The following is a 17,593-nucleotide window of genomic DNA, read 5'->3' as shown; positions in this document are numbered from 1 at the left end:
CTCATTGAGGCAGTTCGTATTATTTCTGTATTAACTTTATCTTTTGACCAGGCCTAAAATAGGAAAGAAGAGGGATATCCTCATTCCCTACATGTCCAATCACATTGACCCGCTCATCCGCTGGCAAGTCCCGCAATGCGATTTGCACCTCTCCCCGGTACCTTCCATAACGATCATTGTCTCTGGTAATCGTACCAACCGGCCGAGCCCCGGTGTTCTCAGGAGGGATGGAACCAGCACTTCTTGTATCCATGAACCTGAGGACATCACGAGAAAAATCAGGGCGAAGCTTGAATTCACCCTCCAAATTCCCTTTCACTCGTATCGATACAAGATGATGAACATCAAAATCGATTAATTTCTTAAGAAGATCCTCGCTAACCTCTGGATCACCAACGTAAACATCTTCGACACCCGAATGGAAAAGCTTCATTGACGCAGTAAATGGATCCATTGCACGATGATCCTCCAAGGTTGGCAGTCCCGCAAACAGCGGGCCGCGTTTTTCCCCATCTCCTGGGATATATGCACTGATAGGAATTCCGTAGCGTCTAAAGAGTTCATTCTGCATCTGAAAAAAAGATTCCGATAATCCTGTTTCACATCTTGGATAAAAATTATGCCAGCCCAGTAATTGACTTGGTTCTAAACCGCCTGCTATCAGCGCATGGATATCCTCCTCAAACAAGATACTCGCATTCAGCGCTAGCTTAAACTCTTTAGCCAACTTTAGAATTAGTTCATTTTCAAAAAAATCATCAAGTCTAAGACCGATTACCCCTAAGGATTTTAAATCAAATAAGCTTTCTAAGCCTAAGTGACCAGGTGTTCTTAAAGACACATCTGCATAAACATCAATTCCATATTCCTTCGCCGTTTGAAGCAGCTTTTTAGCAAGGCTGGCTAAATCCCCGGATTCCTCAGGAATGTGAAGCGAGGTAAACGCCCGCTTCACACCCATTTTCCCTGCTAATGCAATCCTTTGTTCCGCTAAAGGATCGTTTAAATAGAAGGAAATACCAATCAATCGAATTCACCAGCCATCTCATCTTTGAAACCAAAGAAATAGGTGAACAGGAAGCCTGCTGCATAAGCAATTAGTACACCTGCTAAATAAAGAAGTACTTGACCTGCGACTACCAGAAACGCAAGTGGCAATCCTGATACTCCAATGGCAATTGTTGCGATACCAAACGCTGCTTGGAACGCTCCACCAATACCAGCACCTAAACAGGCTGTTAAAAACGGACGGCCTAACGGAAGGGTAACACCGAAGATTAACGGCTCACCGATTCCAAGAATACCTGCAGGAAGACCACCGGCAATCGCTCTTTTTAAACGTGTTTTCTTTGTTTTGAAGTAGATGGCAAATGCAGCCCCTACTTGACCTGCTCCACCCATTGCTAAGATTGGAAGAAGCGGGTCATCACCAATCGTATTAATTAACTCTAAATGGATAGGTGTTAAACCTTGATGCAAGCCTGTTACAACAAGTGGAAGGAAGGTTGCTCCAAGAACAAATCCAGCAACGACTCCACCCATATCAAGTAAGGATGTTAATCCTTTTGTGATAATATCTGAAACGAAACCACCAAGCGGCATAAAAACAAGATAAGTAACAATACCAGTAACCAATAAAGCCACAGTCGGTGTGATGAAAAGATCTAGAGACGTTGGAACAAACTTACGTACTCGTTTTTCTACTAAAGCAATAAAGATAGCTGCAAACAGAACGCCTATTAAACCGCCACGGCCAGGGAGTAAATCTTCACCAAATAAATGAATCCCTGCAACAGCTGGGTTAATAATTAAAATACCGGCAATTGCCCCGAGTGCTGGTGAACCGCCAAATTCCTTCGCTGCATTCGTACCAACTAAAATGCCGAGATACCCGAATAATCCACCACCGATGACAGATAGAATCGTCGCAAGCTGTGAATCACCGGCGAGCCATCCAGCTTGGATGATTGCCTTTGTAATCCCGGTAATTAATCCGGATGCTACAAGGGCAGGGATTAATGGGATGAAAATACCGGCAATTTTACGTAAAAACAACTTAAATGGCGTTGCATTCTTTTTGTTGATTTCTGCCTTTGTGCTTGCTGCTTTTTCTTTTAAATTGATTCCACCTGATGCTTCTATTAGCTTACCAAACTCTTCTGTTACTTTATTGACCTTCCCCGGTCCAAGAATAATTTGAAGGGTTTCTTCTTCAACGACTCCAAGTACCCCGTCAATTTTCTTGATAGCAGACTTATTGACAATGGAATCATCCTTTGGTGTTACACGAAGTCTTGTCATACAATGTGTGTAATTGCTAATATTCGCTGGTCCGCCTAATTGCTCAAGAATCTTTTCTGCTAAAATTTTATTCTCTCCCGCCATGTCAACTCTCCTTCTCTCTGTTGTTTTTTTCTAGTGAACTCATTTCCCCATCATCAAGGTTCTATATGGAACACACATCACCCCTTACAAGTTATTTTCTCCCTTTGATAAAACGAATGGCCTCTCTCGTTCGATCAATGGAGTCAATCGTCTGCTCATACTGAACCGTCGCCATCGACAAAAATAAGATATCCATCATATATAATTGCGCAAGACGTGAAGACGTCGCTGCACTCCGAAAGGGAGCCTCCGCTGAATAAGAAGTGAATAATTTTATATCAGCTAAGGAGGAGACAGTGGATTGCCCATATTTCGTTAAGCTTATTGTTTTCACACCACGCTCTTTTGCCAGAGCCATCACATTGATTACCTCTTGTGTTTCTCCTGAGTGGGATATCCCAAACACAACATCATCCTCATCAGCATTCGCAATTAAGGTGGCAACTAGATGAGTATCTGTAAAAGCGGTTGCATTTTTTTGAATTCGAAGATATTTCTGTTGAGAGTCCTTTGCAATAATATTAGAAGCCCCAATTCCAAAAAAATGAACATTCTTAGCTGGTGCCAAGGTTTGGACAGCACGTTCCAATTCTTCATAATTGATGATTTCCTCAGAATCACGGATGCTTTGAATACTATTGCTTGTTGTCTTCTGAACGATGGAGAAAAAGGACTCGTCTGGTTCAATATCACGATATCCTTGTTCTACCGGCTTCACGAGATCACCAGCTATTCTTACTTTTAAATCTTGAAAACCCGTCAAACCAAGCGACTTACACAGTCTAATAACGGCTGCTCCACTTGTTTTTGCTTGAATCCCAATATCATTGACCGTGCTGTTTAAGATACTTTGAGGGTTATCAAGAATAAATTGGGCAATCTTTCGTTCAGATGCTGGAAGCTGTTCAAGCATATTTTGAATCATTTTTAATCCGCCTGCTGCCATATCCATGCCACCTTTTTCTTTCATTTATTGAATTGCTTTTTTTACATAGCCATTTGCTTCGGTTAATCGTTTTTCTGCTGCCGCTTTCGATGTATTCGTCATAATCATGACAATCGCTGTTTTGACTTGTAAATCCGCCTTTTCTAAAGTATCCAATGCCACTTCATAGGAAACTCCGGTAATTTTACGAATGATGCCAATGGCCCGTTCTTTCAATTTCAAGTTACTTACATGGACATCGACCATTAAATTCTCATAAGCCTTCCCGATTAGAATCATCGCTGATGTCGAGATCATGTTCAAAATCATTTTATGTGCCGTTCCCGCTTTTAATCGAGTGGAACCAGTTAGAACCTCAGGCCCGACAATCACCTCAATTGCTTGATCGGCTTCTTTACTTATTGCCGCATTTTCATTACATGAAAGAGCAACGGTTTTCGCTCCGATTCTTCGAGCATAGCGAAGCGCGCCAATCACATAAGGGGTTCTTCCGCTGGCCGCGATGCCAATAACGGTATCGTTTTCGGTCAGTTCTAAATTCTTCAAGTCAGCTACACCTAGTTCAGGATCATCCTCTGCTCCTTCAACAGCTTTAAGGAAGGCACCCTCTCCACCTGCCATAAGTCCTTGAACCATTTCATGACTAGTACTAAAAGTAGGCGGACATTCTACTGCATCTAAAACGCCTAATCGGCCGCTAGTACCGGCGCCTAAATAAATCAACCGCCCTCCCTTTTGAAAGGATGCAACCACATATTGGACAGCAGCCTCTACGTCCGGTAAAACTTTGTTAACCGCTAAAGCTACCAATTGATCTTGCTCGTTCATAATGCGTAAAATTTCCATCGGACTAGCTGTATCTATATGCATCGAATCCACGTTGCGAGATTCAGTTGTTAATATTTCCAGATTTTCTTTCATACTTCATGACCTCCTGTGGCCTTTCTACGTTGAAAACGGTTACTCCACCAATAGTATATCTTTTTTGAAATTATAATTCAATATATTTATGAGAAACATAAAATATTATTTCAGAAAAAGATTTATCGGTATTATGATTTTTCTAAAATAAGGCAACCTAGTAGTAAAAGAGATCCATCATACAGTCTGCCATCATTCTATTGTTATCCAATGGGCTATTACACAAGAGTATATCTATGTTTTGAAGGGGGACCATTTCGTGAAACTATATCAAGTAAGAAAAGGCCAATTTGTTTATTATAACAACGAGTTACATAAGGTATACGGGATAAAACCAATGTATAAACTATCGGTCCATCTTTTACGACTAAGGGATTTAACACAGCATATAACAAATGCTGCGAGTGTGGAAAAATACAAACCAAAGGAGCATGACAGTTTTATTTTTAACCATAAGGCCTATACGCTTAGTGGGAATCGAAAGGCTGAAGAAGGGGATCTCCTATTAATTCATAATCCCATGCCTGATTCTTTGGATACCTATTCGTTAAATGAAATAGATGTGGTGGAAACAGTTGATAAACAAGGAGTCGTTACCAGTAATTCTCACGGAATTAAGCATAATGAGTATTTATTAATGGTACCTGGGCGTACTCCTAACAGCCATCCTATCGATTATCAAAATACGGGAGATACAGAACCAGAAAACTTACACGATAATCCCAATAATGATATAAAACAAATGAATAGTAACCAACTTCCATCCGTAGGGGACATTTATAAAAAGATCGGCAACAATGAAGAATTAGAAGCAATGGTCGTGGCAATAAAGGGCGAAACGGTCTACCTAGGAAGCGGTTTAGCGGTGTCACAGGAGGAGTTGCTGGACCCTGACAAGTGGGAATATCTCTACCATCTCCTTGATAAGTAATCGGTCCTTAAACAAAATTTGCAGGAGGTTTATATGAGCAGCAAAACACAAACTGGAAACAGTGTTTTTAGTATCTCATTATTACTAACACTTATATTTATTATCTGGGGAGTCTTTTTCACAGATAATCTTGCTAAAGTAACGGACATCATCTATAACGGTTCCATTGATTATCTCGGGTGGGTTTATCTAGGTGCAACCCTCTTCTTTGTCATCTTCTCCGTATATTTACTTTTTTCTAAATACGGAGATATTCGATTAGGTAAAAAAACGGATAGACCGGATTTTAACACGGCTTCCTGGCTGGCGATGCTGTTCGGTGCTGGTATGGGAATTGGGATTGTTTATTGGAGTGTTGCCGAACCAGTCACTCATTACACTAAACCACCTTATGGGGAAGCCTATACGGTCGATGCAGCCAATACTGCCATGCAATATACATTTTTTCATTGGGGTCTGGACCCATGGGCCATTTACACAGTTATCGGTCTAGCCCTTGCCTTTTTTCAATATAACAAGCGTCTTCCTGCAGCCATTAGTTCGGCGTTCCAACCGATACTGGGTGATCGTATTTACGGACCGATTGGTAAAACGATTGATATTCTTTCGATTTTTGCAACGGTCTTTGGGATTGCCACATCTTTGGGCCTTGGGGCGATGCAGGTTACGGCCGGAATGCATGACATTTTTGGTGTTCCCAATGAATTATTCGTCCAGCTGATTGTCATTGTTGTTGCGACAGTCCTTTTTATCATCTCCATTAACTCAGGCTTAGAGAAGGGAATCCAATACTTATCAAATGCGGCAATGATTCTATCTTTTGCAATCATGTTGCTGATATTGATTGTCGGACCCACTTTGACCGTGATTAAAGTTTTCTTCAATACAACAGGGCTTTATCTTAGTGACTTCATCCATATGAGCCTACGGTTAAAACCCTTCGGGGAAGGGGAGTGGATTGCCTCCTGGACCCTTTTTTATTGGGCATGGTGGATTGCCTGGGCACCGTTCGTCGGGATGTTCATTGCCCGTGTTTCAAAAGGAAGAACCGTTAGAGAGTTTGTTATCGGTGTGTTAATTGTTCCTACCCTAGGGACCTGCCTGTGGATGTCCATCTTTGGAGGCTCAGCACTTGAAATTGTTCAAAACACAGGTAACAAGGGTTTGGCAAAATTTATTACCGAAAATGTATCACTGTCAATCTTCACATTCTTTGATTATCTTCCCTTAAGCACGGTATTAAGTATTTTGGGGTTTGCGGTCGTCGCCATTTATTATATCACTGTTGCCGATACAGCTACCTTTGTACTAGGGATGTTAAGTGAAGGGGGCACATTAAATCCCTCCAATAAAATTAAAATGACCTGGGGGATCATTCAATCCGCATTAGCAGCGGTATTGCTTTTAGCTGGAGGTTTGAACGTCTTACAAACCGCGTCCATCGCTGCCGCTCTCCCATTTGCCATCATCATGATTGTCATGTGCTTCTCTTTACGGAAAGGGTTAAAAAGCGAAGTCGAAGTACAAAGAGGTAATAAAAGAGGTATGCAACAACAGTCGTAAAGGGGATTAAGAAATACTTCCTGATTGAAACAATCATCAGGAAGTATTTTTGTTTACAAAGAGGCTAAAAAACATTGCCTGTTTTAATAATATTTACCTTTACCTTCGGCTCAATTTCAACATTTTTATATTCTTGATCCCAATTTACTTTCTTCCATAATTCAGGGTGGAAGCTTGAAATTTGCCGGCCAATCCCCAGTGCATCACAATTGGCTTTTAATAATATGTTGGTGATTTCTTTTGCATGTTTGGTTAATTCACTAGAAAGTTCTTGATTTAATATTTTTATATTTAGTGGATTATTAAAATTTTGAGGGTAGCTTCCTACTTCAACATCCAATTTGACAACAATTTTACAAGTTATTTTATCATCCTTACCCACTTGGACCTCCAAGCTTCGTTTCACATCTCTCGCTGTAAAAGAAACAGATCGGCTAGTGTTTTCTGGTTCCAGTACCACAACCATTCGGTTCACCTTCTGTAATTGATTCATTAATGATAAAAGTAAACTGCTTTCTTCTTTTGATAATGTGACACCTGTATATTTATCATTGTTAAATAAGGCCACTCCAGCTACTTCAATTTTATTAGACTCTACTTTTTCCAAATAGGGTAAAATCATGTCTTTACCAGGATCAGATATTTTTCTCCAAACGGTAAATGTCGTATCTTTCGGTATGACCGTATCTGCTTCCGCTCCATGTAATAATTGTAAAATCACAAAGGCAATTGGGCTGATATCTTTTTCCACTGATAGAAGCTCTTTCGCTTTTCCTTTCGTAATGACAATTTTTGAAGACATAAAGGAACCCATATTTCGATAAAAAAGCTCAAGGCCGGGGTAAATTCCCTTTTTCGCTAGTTCTTCCCCAATCATAATGATGTGCGCTTTACTAGCATCAATTTCACCAGGAATTTTACTGTCCAGATCCAATGCCAAACCAGATACAGTTGGTCTTTTTGCTTCTACTATTTCATCATGTATTTCAAATTGCCCGCCACCTTTACTTTGAATGTTTAATGCTCTAACGGTTGCATCCATTTTTCCCTCCTCTGTTACATCAAGACTGATTCCATTCACTAGCGTTCGATTCACAAGGAGTTTCTGATCCCAACAGCCAGTTAACATGATTAATAGGATGATCATGAGGGTTTTTCTCAAGTGAATTCACTCATTTCATGCTTTTTCAATAGGAATGAAAGGATTAAAAGCAAAGTCGGTATCAAAAAAACAACTACATAACTGAAATACGAAACATATTGATTAAAAAGGGTAATGATTTGGTCTTCGTGTGGAATCAATGTAATCAAAAAAAGAATCAATCCATTTATCATCACTACCTTTGGATAATTCTCTTTTTCTACATTCAAACTTTTAGTAGCAAAGTATAAATAAGCAATAATGGAAGTGGCCATTGGAACCATCCATATTGAAAGAAAAATAAGATCGACTCGATCAATCATTGTGTAAGTTATTCCTCTAAGTAAGTTTAAAATTGGTTCTCTAATGCCTGTCAACTGATCTGTACTAAAACTAATTAGAGTAAGGAAGATAAAATAAGTGTAAAAAAGGGTGATAAAAAGGTTGGCCAGCGAAACTGTTTTGAATACCCCTTTTTTATTATGAATGATAAAGGGGAATACAAATAACAATCCTTCAAATCCCAACATCGCAAGAAGCGAATTGCTACTTCCCAATAAAATATTTTTAATTCCAGAACTACCGATTGGAAGAATATATTGAAACTCTTTCGGAGTAAACCAATTTAAAAAAGAAGTAAAAAATAATAATAGGATTAATGTCGATGCAAGGACAAAGAATCTTGCGATGACTCTTAAATCACTAATTGTTAAATAAATACATGCTATCAAGATGAGTATTGATATAATCCAATTAGGTGTTGCTGGTAATAACCATAGATTAATGACTTTAATAAACAAGATGGTGGCTAAGCCTCCGACAAGGATAAAATTTAGATAGATGATAAGGTTGATCAATTTTCCGATAAAACGTCCAAATATTTTTAATGTGATTTCCGTATAAATGCGATTCGGAAATCTTTTTAATAATTGCCAGTAGATGACGAGCATGATTTGAACAGCCGCTCCTGCAAAAAGTGTAGAAATCCATCCGTCTCCATTAGCCGTCTTATCTACGACATGTGGCAATGATAGAAGACCTACACCAATTTGACTTTGCAGAAAAATAAAAAACAACTGAAACTTTGTAATGGACTGTTTGTTTTTCGTCATTTCTTCTTCCACGCCCTTGTTCGCCCTTGTTGATTTGCATATGCTGGATTTGCATCCGTCGGCCGGGTATTTAATTTCCATAATGGAAGTTTGATTAATGAATCCTTTAAATCTTCTTTCTTAAATGGAGCTAATGGTGCAAAATATGGGGATCCAAAAGACTCTAATTTACATAAATGCATGAAGATCAACATTAATACGAATACAATACCAAAAAATCCAAACAATGAGGCGGCGATCATCGTTGGAAAACCTAATAACCTTGCACTAGTTCCTATTTCATTAATTGGTGCCACAAATGAAGCAATCGCCGTAAACCCAATCACCACGATCATCATATTCGACACGATATGTGCATCTACTACCGCTGTCCCTATGACTAGTCCCCCTACTATTCCTATGGTCTGGGCGATAGGTGAAGGCAATCGAATCGAAGCTTCTTTTAAAAGTTCCAAAATGACTTGCATCGTTAAAGCTTCGACCAAAGGTGGAAAAGGAACGTACTCTAATGAAACTCTGATCGAGTAAAGAATACCGATCGGTAGCACCTCAGAATGAAACGATACGATGGCGATGTATATGGCCGGCAAACTTATCGTAACAATAAAACTGAAAACGCGGATTAATCGAAAGAAAGAACCAACTAGCCAACGGCTATTATAGTCATCAGGTGCTTGATAAAAAGCAAAAAAAGTAATTGGAACAACGATCACACGCGCATTTCCATCCACAATAAGTACAATTTTTCCTTCTGTTAAATAGGAAACTGCTCTGTCTGGTCTTTCGGTCTCTAAAATATGGGGAAAAGGAGAAAAAGGCTGATCTTCGATAAGATCCTCTAATTCACCCGTGGAAAAGAGCTGATCGATTTCAATAGAAGTTAATCTCCGCTCCACTTCGTTAACAAGCTCTTTATTAGCAAGGTTATCCAAATAAACCATACCAACTTTCGTATTGGTCAAGTGGCCGATGGAAAAATATTTAACCCTTAAATATGGAGTTTTAATTCTTTTTCTTAAAAGATGAAGATTTGAACTTAAGTTTTCAACAAATCCGTCATGAGCACTTTTGATACTTCGCTCGCTATTTGGTTCTTGAAGAGCTCTTCCTTCTATCCCGCCTACTGAAGCCAAATAAGCTTCGGGATTATTTTCTATAAAAATCACACAGAATCCATCCAACAAATGTTTCTCGGCTTCAGTAATCAATGAAGTCATTTTGATTTCGGCGGCATGGACGGTTTTTTCAATTTCACCAGCATGGCTTTCTACAATAGGCTCAATGATTGAAGATTGAAGAAGCTCCTTCTTCACCATCGAGTCTAGATAAAGAATGACACACCTCTGGTTATGAAATAGTAATTCTTTTTTCATTAAATCTTCTGTATAGTAAAAATGCTCTTGCATCTTTTTAATATTAGTTTCAATATCTTTAGAGAGTTGTTCCTCAACATTCTGTTTAACGAAATTCATTTCTGAACTCCCCTTAAAAACTATTTATTCACTATTATTTCCTTAATTTCCCCGCATATGCTATGGCTTTTTTGCATACTGATGGATTCGTGAAATTTCCTTGACTTAGGTCAAGGAATTGGAATAGTTGCTCCCTTACAATAAAGATAACGAAACAAACCATTCCAAAAAAAGGAGACTTCTTAAAATGAAAAAATTTGGGTTAATCTTATTAACTGGCGCTTTAACATTTGGCTTAGTAGCTTGCGGGGGAGCAGAGGAAGACGCAAAGTCAGACGTTAAAGAAACAACGTCTCAAACCGCTGATACAACAACTGCTTCAGATGCAGATAAATATACCATTACGGCCACTAACTGGGATTTTGCTTCTGATAAAGAGTTGGTGATAAAAAAAGGAACAAAAGTTGCCCTGCATTTGGTGAACGAAGAAGGAGTCCATACCATTAGTAATAAAGAGTTAGGTATCGACTTAAGTGCTGATAAACCCTCTGAATTTACTGCAGAAAAAACAGGGGAATACGAATTAATTTGTAATACAGTTTGTGGCGCTGCCGATGACCATGAAGCGATGAAAATTACTTTGAAAATTGTGGACTAATCGTTCCATTCGATTATAAAGAAAACAAGGCACTCGCCAAGCCGTTAGGATCAGGCGATTGCCTTGTTGCACTTTTACTCACATTGTTCCTCAATTCACCTTAAAAGCATATTCCTTGTTCAATAAATAAGGACGGAAATAACCATTTATCGTAGACATGGGGAGAACCTCTGGATGGAGGTGAATGCCCAATGTATGGATCATATAGTCACGTCGCGCTTGGATTCTTTCCCATACTTCCGGATAATTTTTACTAATTTGCTCTCTCAGTGCTTCATCCGCAATCGCCACACCATCTTCTGCACTTGCCCCTCCATATCCGGCCACACTAGGTATAATGTCTACTTGGAATATCATACCACTAGAAATCACAATATCTGACTTTGGATAGATCGGTGAGGACATCCATTCCTCTCCAGCCGTTAAGTGGCCAGGATTTAGCTTCCAACCATAAATGGATTTAGGCATCACAGATTCAATCAAATCATACATCTCTCCGCCTGTCATACCAATTCTTACGTTCTCGTACCATGCAACTGATGCTGCAAAATATGGCTTTGCAACCGCATCTATATAATCTGCTACATCCGGTGCTAATTCTTCCGCTGAAGAAACCACATATGCTGCTCGACTGGTGAGTCCTCCCCGGTAGCCTAATGTCGTTGAAAATTTATCCCCAATCTCTACTTTTTTCGCTCTAGGGCCGACAATTGCATTTGTAAAGCGATCACCTGTGGCACATATGGTCTGTACATTATTGGGTTGACCATATGCAGCCAATCCATTGGCAAGTTCGATCTCTGTTTTCCCTGGTTCTAACTGATCTAGCATCTTTAGAATACGAGATGAAGCAAGGGATGACCCAAATTCGTAATGGGCAATTTCATTTGCATTCATCAGAATGCGAGCTCCATCACCTGGATGAATAAAGAGGGAGGTTGCATTCCAAACTCGTCCAGTTTCACCTACTATCTTTTTGACAGCTTCTACAATAAATTGTGGTGTTTCAAAAAGCTGCTCGTTATCCTCTAAAGAGCTAGTAAACATTTTCCATCCTGCAATCCCAACCTTCATACCTTTTTCAATTCCTGCAGCTTGAATTAATTCTGTAAATGTCTTCGTCGTTTCCATTGGCTGGTTTGGTAAAGAGAAGTGTGGTATATGAATGGCTTCTACCTCGATACGGCTATACTGTTGCATCCGGAGTGACTCATTACCTAATAACATATAAGCCTTGCCGTCACTGTGTAAAGCTAATAAGGCCTCTTCAAACCTTGGTTCAAAGCCAGTAAGATAACCAAAGTTTGTTCCATGTTCCCGATCTCCATAGACAAGAAGAACATTCATGTTAGCTTCTTTCATTCGAATAAGAACTTTTTCTTTATGTAGTTGAAGAGTTTCATTAGTTAAATCTACTGGTTCTGTAGCGGCTATATTATTAGGAGCAGGTACTTTATAGTATTGAATTCTCTCTTTATAATTTGACAAACAAGTTTCTTCCTTTCCCGTTCCGCAGCGTAGTTTGATGAGTTTTTTTCGAATGATCTAGGAGAGTTATAAATCTATTCAATTCTCCGAATAATTGCTCCAGGTACTTTTTCTAACCATACTTTTTCAATTAGAAATCGAGTTATTTTCTCTGTAAATGTACCTGCTTTGCTAATATGCATGGTATATTCTTTGACTAAGTCATGTCTCATAACCGATCCGAGAGAAAATCCGTATTGAGATATTAAAGACCCAAACAATCCGGCTCAATGACATACCATTATTCGATCCGAAAATACACGTTCTTTAGAGTCCAGAACCTCCGTTGAATTAGTAGATGGTACTGGTAATTCATTTCCCTTTAATATGTCGAATAATCTACTATATTGCTTTCTAATAATGGTTGTTCCTTCTTGGAATAATTCGACTGCTTCATCCATATCAGAGGTTTGAGCAAAACCGATACAAAGTGCCTCCATTACAATAAGGAAATCAATAATCTCATACATGTTGGCAAGTTCTATGCTGTTGAATGGTCTTGTATCCCCAAACCAGCCATTTAGATAGCTTGGTTTTTGGATACTTTCAGCAACCTCTGAGGAAGGCAAAGTTGGCGGCCTCCAGTAAATTCCTTTATTTAAGAGAATGGCAACTGTTCTATCATATAGTTGGATAGAACTATTTAGACAATTTATACTATAATTGCGCACATCAGCTCTCGTCGATAATACCAATGATTTCGAATGAAATTCAAGTCCTAAACGCGCCCTAGGTGTAGGTACTTTAATAAAAAACGGTTGCTAAATAGAGGAGGGGCAGAAGTATAAATGTCATCTTCCGAAAAGCCTGCAGGACCCGGATATCCATCATTACTAAGAATTTTATCTCTCTCCACCATAAGGTCATTTGTAAACTGCAGTGCATATGAAAACAAGTCCTTTATTTCCTTATCTTGACTATGTTCACAAAATACGGTTAAGTACCACTTTGACATATTATTAATAGCCAGACCGGTCCAAAGCTAGCCTAGTTCTGATGCGGTTAGAGGGATAGGATTATTCTCGCTCATTTTGGAAGCGCTCCTTTCATGTGTAAAAAGGGACGAAGCAGGTAACTTGCTACTTTTAATGGGTTTACTTTGTTAGTATGGAATAATTTTTCGCCCCAGTAGCCTTGAAGTGAATGAATAATCTGATCCAGTCCCTCATTTGATAGCTGTTCCATAGCTCTTCTTAGTACAATTGAATCTTCATAACTTTGACGGAGTGGTTTCATAAGTTCTTCATAGTTTCCTAACCCGCAAAGGTCATATGCGGCGTAGACTCCGCTTAAAATTGCTGCATATTGCCCAAAGCCCATAAAGGGCATCATCGTTCCAAAACAATTTCCAACATAAAATGTGTTGCCTATTCGAGGTGACTCACAAATCCCGATAGGGTAATTAGAAATGTGAAACTGATCGGTTATAGGCAGGTCCTGTGAAAGCTGTGAACGGACCATTTTGTAAAACGAATACCATTGCTGACTAATGTCGATATTTTTATTTTCCGGAAGATTTGGAATGGCCAGTGATATATTTGCTTCGTTTTTAGAATATGGAATGAGAAAGCAGTATCCGTATGGAGCAAGGTCATAATCAATCCATGCCATTACAGTATAACGATCAAAGTTTCCTTCAATTGTTGCCCCTTTTATGGAAACCGATAAATCTTCTCTGAAGTTCTTCGTTTTTTTGGCATATGCTCCGTCTCCGGTTGCCAAGATAACATGTGTAAATTCTTGTACTAATTGTTCATACGTTTTCTCAGAATTAAAATGAATAGCCGATTTAACTTGTCTTCCCAATTGAGATTCAAAGGAATCCACTTCTCTTCCACGAATATTAGTAAAACCGATATGCCCCTCAATAAATGCTTCCTCATTCTTAGAATACAGCTCTATTCGTTGAATATTTGATGTTGGTTTTAAGTAAATTCCATATTCATCGGATAATGATGCAATGCAATCATGGATTGGGAAGGAAAAAATAGCTAGCAAAACCTCACCATTAACAAACCTGTCACCAATTTGACTTCTTTTCTCGAATATAATTGGGAAAACACCGTTTTTTTCAAGTGTCATAGCACAGGCTAAGCCCGATAGCCCGGCACCCATTATAGCAATATCCATCAATAACCACCTCACCAAGGTTTACTGCTATAGTATTTCCCTTTATAGACTGAAAATCCCCAAGAATCTCTGAATGGCGCTCGGTGTAGTGCCTGGTTATAGACGACTTTCAGTGAATTGACGGGTACGTGTTTCTCCCCTTAAATAAAAATTAGATCCAGAAAGTTAGCTTTTGGAACTTCCCTTTCCTTTATGAATCTAAATGAGGTTTCAAGTTTTAATTGATGTAAGTTTTAGCATATTTTTTTTTATTTGATTAATTTATAATGTAATATTGAGAATAAGGTATGTACACTTTCATAAAGTGATTAATAGGAGACGGTATAGTGTGAGGTTAGTATCATTAAGCAGGTGTAAAGAAGGGACTGAGTTAGCCAAATCAATTTATGATAGCAATGGCTTAGTTTTACTAGCAGTGGGTTATAAATTAACGGATGCAACCATTTCTAGATTAAGACATCTTGGTATTTTTGCGGTCTATGTAAAAGACAAATATAGCGATGGTTTAATAGAGGATTTTAGTATTTCACACGAATTAAAACAAAGGTCGTTAGTAGAAATACAAACTTCCTTCACCAGTTTGAAATCTAATTTAAAATTGACTCGTAGATTTAACCAACAAAATTTAAAATCATTTCAAAATATATGTGATGATGTGTTATCCGAACTTCTATCAAACAAAAAAACATTGAATTTAATGACATCGGTACAAGTATATGACAATTATCTATACAATCATTCATTTAATGTAATGGTCTATACTTTGCAATTAGCCATAAACGCAGGGATTAGGCCGAAAGATTTAGTTCAATTAGGGATAAGTGGATTACTGCATGATGTTGGTAAAATGGTAATTCCAATTGAAATTTTAAACAAACCAGCGAAATTAACAGCAGAGGAGTTTCAACTTATTCAAACACACACATCAGAGGGTTATGAATATTTAAATAAGCAGCATGAAATACCTACATTGGCGGCCCGTTGTGCATTTGAACACCATGAAAAAATAGATGGCACTGGGTATCCACAAGGATTAAAAGGGGAAGATATTCATCCTTATGCAAAAATAATGGCTGTAGCAGATGTATATGATGCAGTCACATCGAGTCGGTCATATAGACCAGCAATGTTGCCACACAAAGGTTTTGAAATTCTCTATAGTGGTGCGGGCACACATTTTGAAACGGAATTGGTCCAAATTTTTAAAAAATCAGTCATTATGTATCCTGTTGGTATAACAGTAACACTAAGTACTGGTGAAACGGGCTTTGTAGTTAAAAATAATGATAATTTTCCAGAACGCCCAATCATTCGTATTATCGAAAAAGATGGAGAAGCTTTAAAGGAATCAGAAATACATGATATCGATATGTTAACAAATTTAACTTCCAATATCGTATATAGTGATGTAGTGATGTAATGAAGAGTAATGAATCTCTGTGTATATCCTTTCACAAAGTGCTAGTTTTAAAAATTTAATAAAGGCAATAGGTTTGGTCTTATTTGACTGTACCTATTGCCTTTTTTAATGAAGTTTTATCTAAAAAACACCTTGTCTATATTGTATTTTGACTTGAGTTCATTAATTATATACGTTTCGTAAATTTCTCTATGAACAGGGTCTTCAATGACACAAACCTTAATCTTAGTGACTTCATCTCTATGCATTTTGATTGGGGATACCGTATCCTCAAAATGCTTTTTTATTCTAGGTCTCAACTTCCTTGCTTTACCAACAAATAATAACTCTTCGTTATGATTATAAAACATAAAAATACCACCCTTATCCCTTGGGATAAGATGGAAATCAGTAAACCCGTAAATATTACTAAGCTCAGGATTTTTCTGTTTGGTAATAGTAACACTTGGTTCTGGAATGGTTATGTTTATCACTTACATTCACTTCCTTCTACGATCTCTCTGTAAATGCTATCATAACTTTCAATAAATAACCTCTTTTACTTATGATACGTTGATGGGTCTTCCACTAGCTCTAGAAAAAGAGCACCATACTTTGGAAGAGAGAGTGTGTGAATCCAGCAGTTTCCTTCCTCCATTTTTCCCTTCAACTTCAGAGTTATTCACATCACCTTTGAAATGTATTTTTTATTTCTATTCCAATAACAAACGACGTTTAAATCAGGGGGCGAACCGTGGTAAAGTTCTCCGCGCCTCGAATACATGTGAGATAAATCACAATTCGCAATCATTATTAATGCTATCATAAATAATGAGCTTAGATAATAATCACCTATAAATAGAGTATTTATATTTGTACGATACATTTTTTTCAAAAAAGAGAGATTGCATAAAGGAGTGTAATAAATGTCTGAAAATAAATTATCAGAACTAATTAGTCCTGAAGCTATCATTAATTTTGAAACTGGTGCAATTAAAGCGAGCACTTTGGATTCAATTATCAACCTTTTACCATTTGAAATGGGCTTTTGTGATGCTAACGATATTTTCCGCTGGTATTCAAATAATCCGGACCGTGTCCATGGTCGCCGTAAAGAAGCCATTGGTCGCCCTGTGCTTGAGCTTCACCCAAAAGTGGCTCATCACGTTGAAAAATTGTTGAATGATTTCAGATCAGGAGCACGCGACGAATGGGAATTTTGGTTTCCAAAACGCTCAGGTGAAGAAACTGGTCAAATTTATCAAAAATTCATGGCAGTACGTGATGAAAACGGAAAATACCTTGGTTGTATGGATGTGACCGTTAATATCGACCTTTTCCAAGGAAAAGAAGGTATACACACTCCTGAAACTATTAGCGAATTTAAAGCTGTTAAGACTGAATAAAAAATATCATTTCAATTTGAGAGTCTATTGAAAAACACATTGGATCGGGGGATCCAATGTGT

The 17,593-nt window shown here is 38.3% G+C and carries 16 protein-coding genes and 1 pseudogene; 5 read left to right on the top strand and 12 right to left on the bottom strand.

The features are described 5' to 3' along the window. Nucleotides 1–19 precede the first annotated feature (19 nt). The 4 genes from ACWM35_RS22435 to murQ all read right to left on the bottom strand — a co-directional run bounded on the left by ACWM35_RS22435 (nt 20) and on the right by murQ (nt 4,252). Nucleotides 20–1,027 carry a MupG family TIM beta-alpha barrel fold protein gene (locus tag ACWM35_RS22435; protein ID WP_454821123.1) on the bottom strand — a complete coding sequence of 336 codons (1,008 nt, stop codon included), beginning with the start codon at nt 1,025–1,027 and terminating at the stop codon, nt 20–22. Further along, nucleotides 1,024–2,385: a PTS transporter subunit EIIC gene (locus ACWM35_RS22430; protein WP_454821122.1), complete on the bottom strand. Its 1,362-nt coding sequence runs from the start codon at nt 2,383–2,385 to the stop codon at nt 1,024–1,026. Before ACWM35_RS22430 ends, ACWM35_RS22435 begins: the two co-directional genes overlap by 4 nt. A 91-nt stretch (nt 2,386–2,476) precedes the next feature. Then, a complete protein-coding gene (locus ACWM35_RS22425) occupies nt 2,477–3,331 on the bottom strand; it encodes a MurR/RpiR family transcriptional regulator (protein WP_454821121.1) in 855 nt (284 codons plus the stop codon). Between the two features lie 24 nt (nt 3,332–3,355). Further along, nucleotides 3,356–4,252: an N-acetylmuramic acid 6-phosphate etherase gene (gene murQ / locus ACWM35_RS22420; RefSeq protein ID WP_454821120.1), complete on the bottom strand. Its 897-nt coding sequence runs from the start codon at nt 4,250–4,252 to the stop codon at nt 3,356–3,358. 259 nt (nt 4,253–4,511) lie between these two features. On the opposite strand from murQ, the gene ACWM35_RS22415 reads away from it, so the two are divergent. Both ACWM35_RS22415 and ACWM35_RS22410 read left to right on the top strand, forming a co-directional pair. Next, on the top strand, nt 4,512–5,183 hold the full coding sequence (locus ACWM35_RS22415; protein ID WP_454821119.1) for a hypothetical protein: 672 nt from the start codon (nt 4,512–4,514) through the stop codon (nt 5,181–5,183). Between the two features lie 33 nt (nt 5,184–5,216). Continuing rightward, nucleotides 5,217–6,746 (top strand): glycine betaine uptake BCCT transporter, encoded by a 1,530-nt coding sequence (locus ACWM35_RS22410; protein ID WP_454821118.1) that lies wholly within the window; start codon nt 5,217–5,219, stop codon nt 6,744–6,746. 64 nt (nt 6,747–6,810) lie between these two features. Here ACWM35_RS22410 and ACWM35_RS22405 read toward each other — a convergent pair whose 3' ends face one another. The 3 genes from ACWM35_RS22405 to ACWM35_RS22395 are packed head-to-tail and all read right to left on the bottom strand — an operon-like array spanning nt 6,811 to nt 10,471. Next, nucleotides 6,811–7,908 (bottom strand): Ger(x)C family spore germination protein, encoded by a 1,098-nt coding sequence (locus ACWM35_RS22405; RefSeq protein WP_454821117.1) that lies wholly within the window; start codon nt 7,906–7,908, stop codon nt 6,811–6,813. Further along, the gene (locus tag ACWM35_RS22400; protein WP_454821116.1) at nt 7,905–8,999 is read right to left on the bottom strand and encodes a GerAB/ArcD/ProY family transporter; all 1,095 of its coding nucleotides are present in this window, start codon (nt 8,997–8,999) and stop codon (nt 7,905–7,907) included. The genes ACWM35_RS22405 and ACWM35_RS22400 overlap by 4 nt, the downstream gene beginning before the upstream one ends. Next, nucleotides 8,996–10,471, bottom strand: coding sequence for a spore germination protein (locus ACWM35_RS22395; protein WP_454821115.1), 1,476 nt, complete (start codon nt 10,469–10,471; stop codon nt 8,996–8,998). Before ACWM35_RS22395 ends, ACWM35_RS22400 begins: the two co-directional genes overlap by 4 nt. A gap of 187 nt (nt 10,472–10,658) precedes the next feature. Here ACWM35_RS22395 and ACWM35_RS22390 point away from each other — a divergent pair, with 187 nt between their 5' ends. After that, entirely contained in the window at nt 10,659–11,069 is a 411-nt protein-coding gene (locus ACWM35_RS22390; protein ID WP_454821114.1) for a hypothetical protein, read from the top strand. A 90-nt stretch (nt 11,070–11,159) separates the two neighbouring features. Here ACWM35_RS22390 and ACWM35_RS22385 read toward each other — a convergent pair whose 3' ends face one another. The 4 genes and pseudogenes from ACWM35_RS22385 to ACWM35_RS22370 form a co-directional block, all read right to left on the bottom strand. After that, nucleotides 11,160–12,557 carry a M24 family metallopeptidase gene (locus ACWM35_RS22385; RefSeq protein WP_454821112.1) on the bottom strand — a complete coding sequence of 466 codons (1,398 nt, stop codon included), beginning with the start codon at nt 12,555–12,557 and terminating at the stop codon, nt 11,160–11,162. A gap of 74 nt (nt 12,558–12,631) precedes the next feature. Then, a pseudogene (locus ACWM35_RS22380) lies at nt 12,632–13,345 on the bottom strand (DUF3231 family protein). Continuing rightward, the gene (locus ACWM35_RS22375) at nt 13,315–13,566 is read right to left on the bottom strand and encodes a DUF3231 family protein (protein WP_454821159.1); all 252 of its coding nucleotides are present in this window, start codon (nt 13,564–13,566) and stop codon (nt 13,315–13,317) included. Before ACWM35_RS22375 ends, ACWM35_RS22380 begins: the two are co-directional and overlap by 31 nt. A gap of 56 nt (nt 13,567–13,622) precedes the next feature. Continuing rightward, nucleotides 13,623–14,726, bottom strand: coding sequence for an NAD(P)/FAD-dependent oxidoreductase (locus tag ACWM35_RS22370; RefSeq protein ID WP_454821111.1), 1,104 nt, complete (start codon nt 14,724–14,726; stop codon nt 13,623–13,625). 328 nt (nt 14,727–15,054) lie between these two features. Here ACWM35_RS22370 and ACWM35_RS22365 point away from each other — a divergent pair, with 328 nt between their 5' ends. Then, nucleotides 15,055–16,146, top strand: a complete 1,092-nt coding sequence (locus ACWM35_RS22365; RefSeq protein ID WP_454821110.1) for an HD-GYP domain-containing protein — start codon at nt 15,055–15,057, stop codon at nt 16,144–16,146. Nucleotides 16,147–16,262: 116 nt separating this feature from the next. On the opposite strand, the gene ACWM35_RS22360 is transcribed toward ACWM35_RS22365, so the two are convergent. Further along, a complete protein-coding gene (locus ACWM35_RS22360) occupies nt 16,263–16,619 on the bottom strand; it encodes a nucleotide excision repair endonuclease (RefSeq protein WP_454821109.1) in 357 nt (118 codons plus the stop codon). 432 nt (nt 16,620–17,051) lie between these two features. On the opposite strand from ACWM35_RS22360, the gene ACWM35_RS22355 reads away from it, so the two are divergent. Beyond that, nucleotides 17,052–17,531 carry a PAS domain-containing protein gene (locus tag ACWM35_RS22355; protein ID WP_454821108.1) on the top strand — a complete coding sequence of 160 codons (480 nt, stop codon included), beginning with the start codon at nt 17,052–17,054 and terminating at the stop codon, nt 17,529–17,531. The last annotated feature ends 62 nt before the right edge of the window (nt 17,532–17,593 follow it).

This window comes from Neobacillus sp. K501, assembly GCF_053749995.1.
This window is presented reverse-complemented; position numbering and strand designations above follow the sequence as displayed.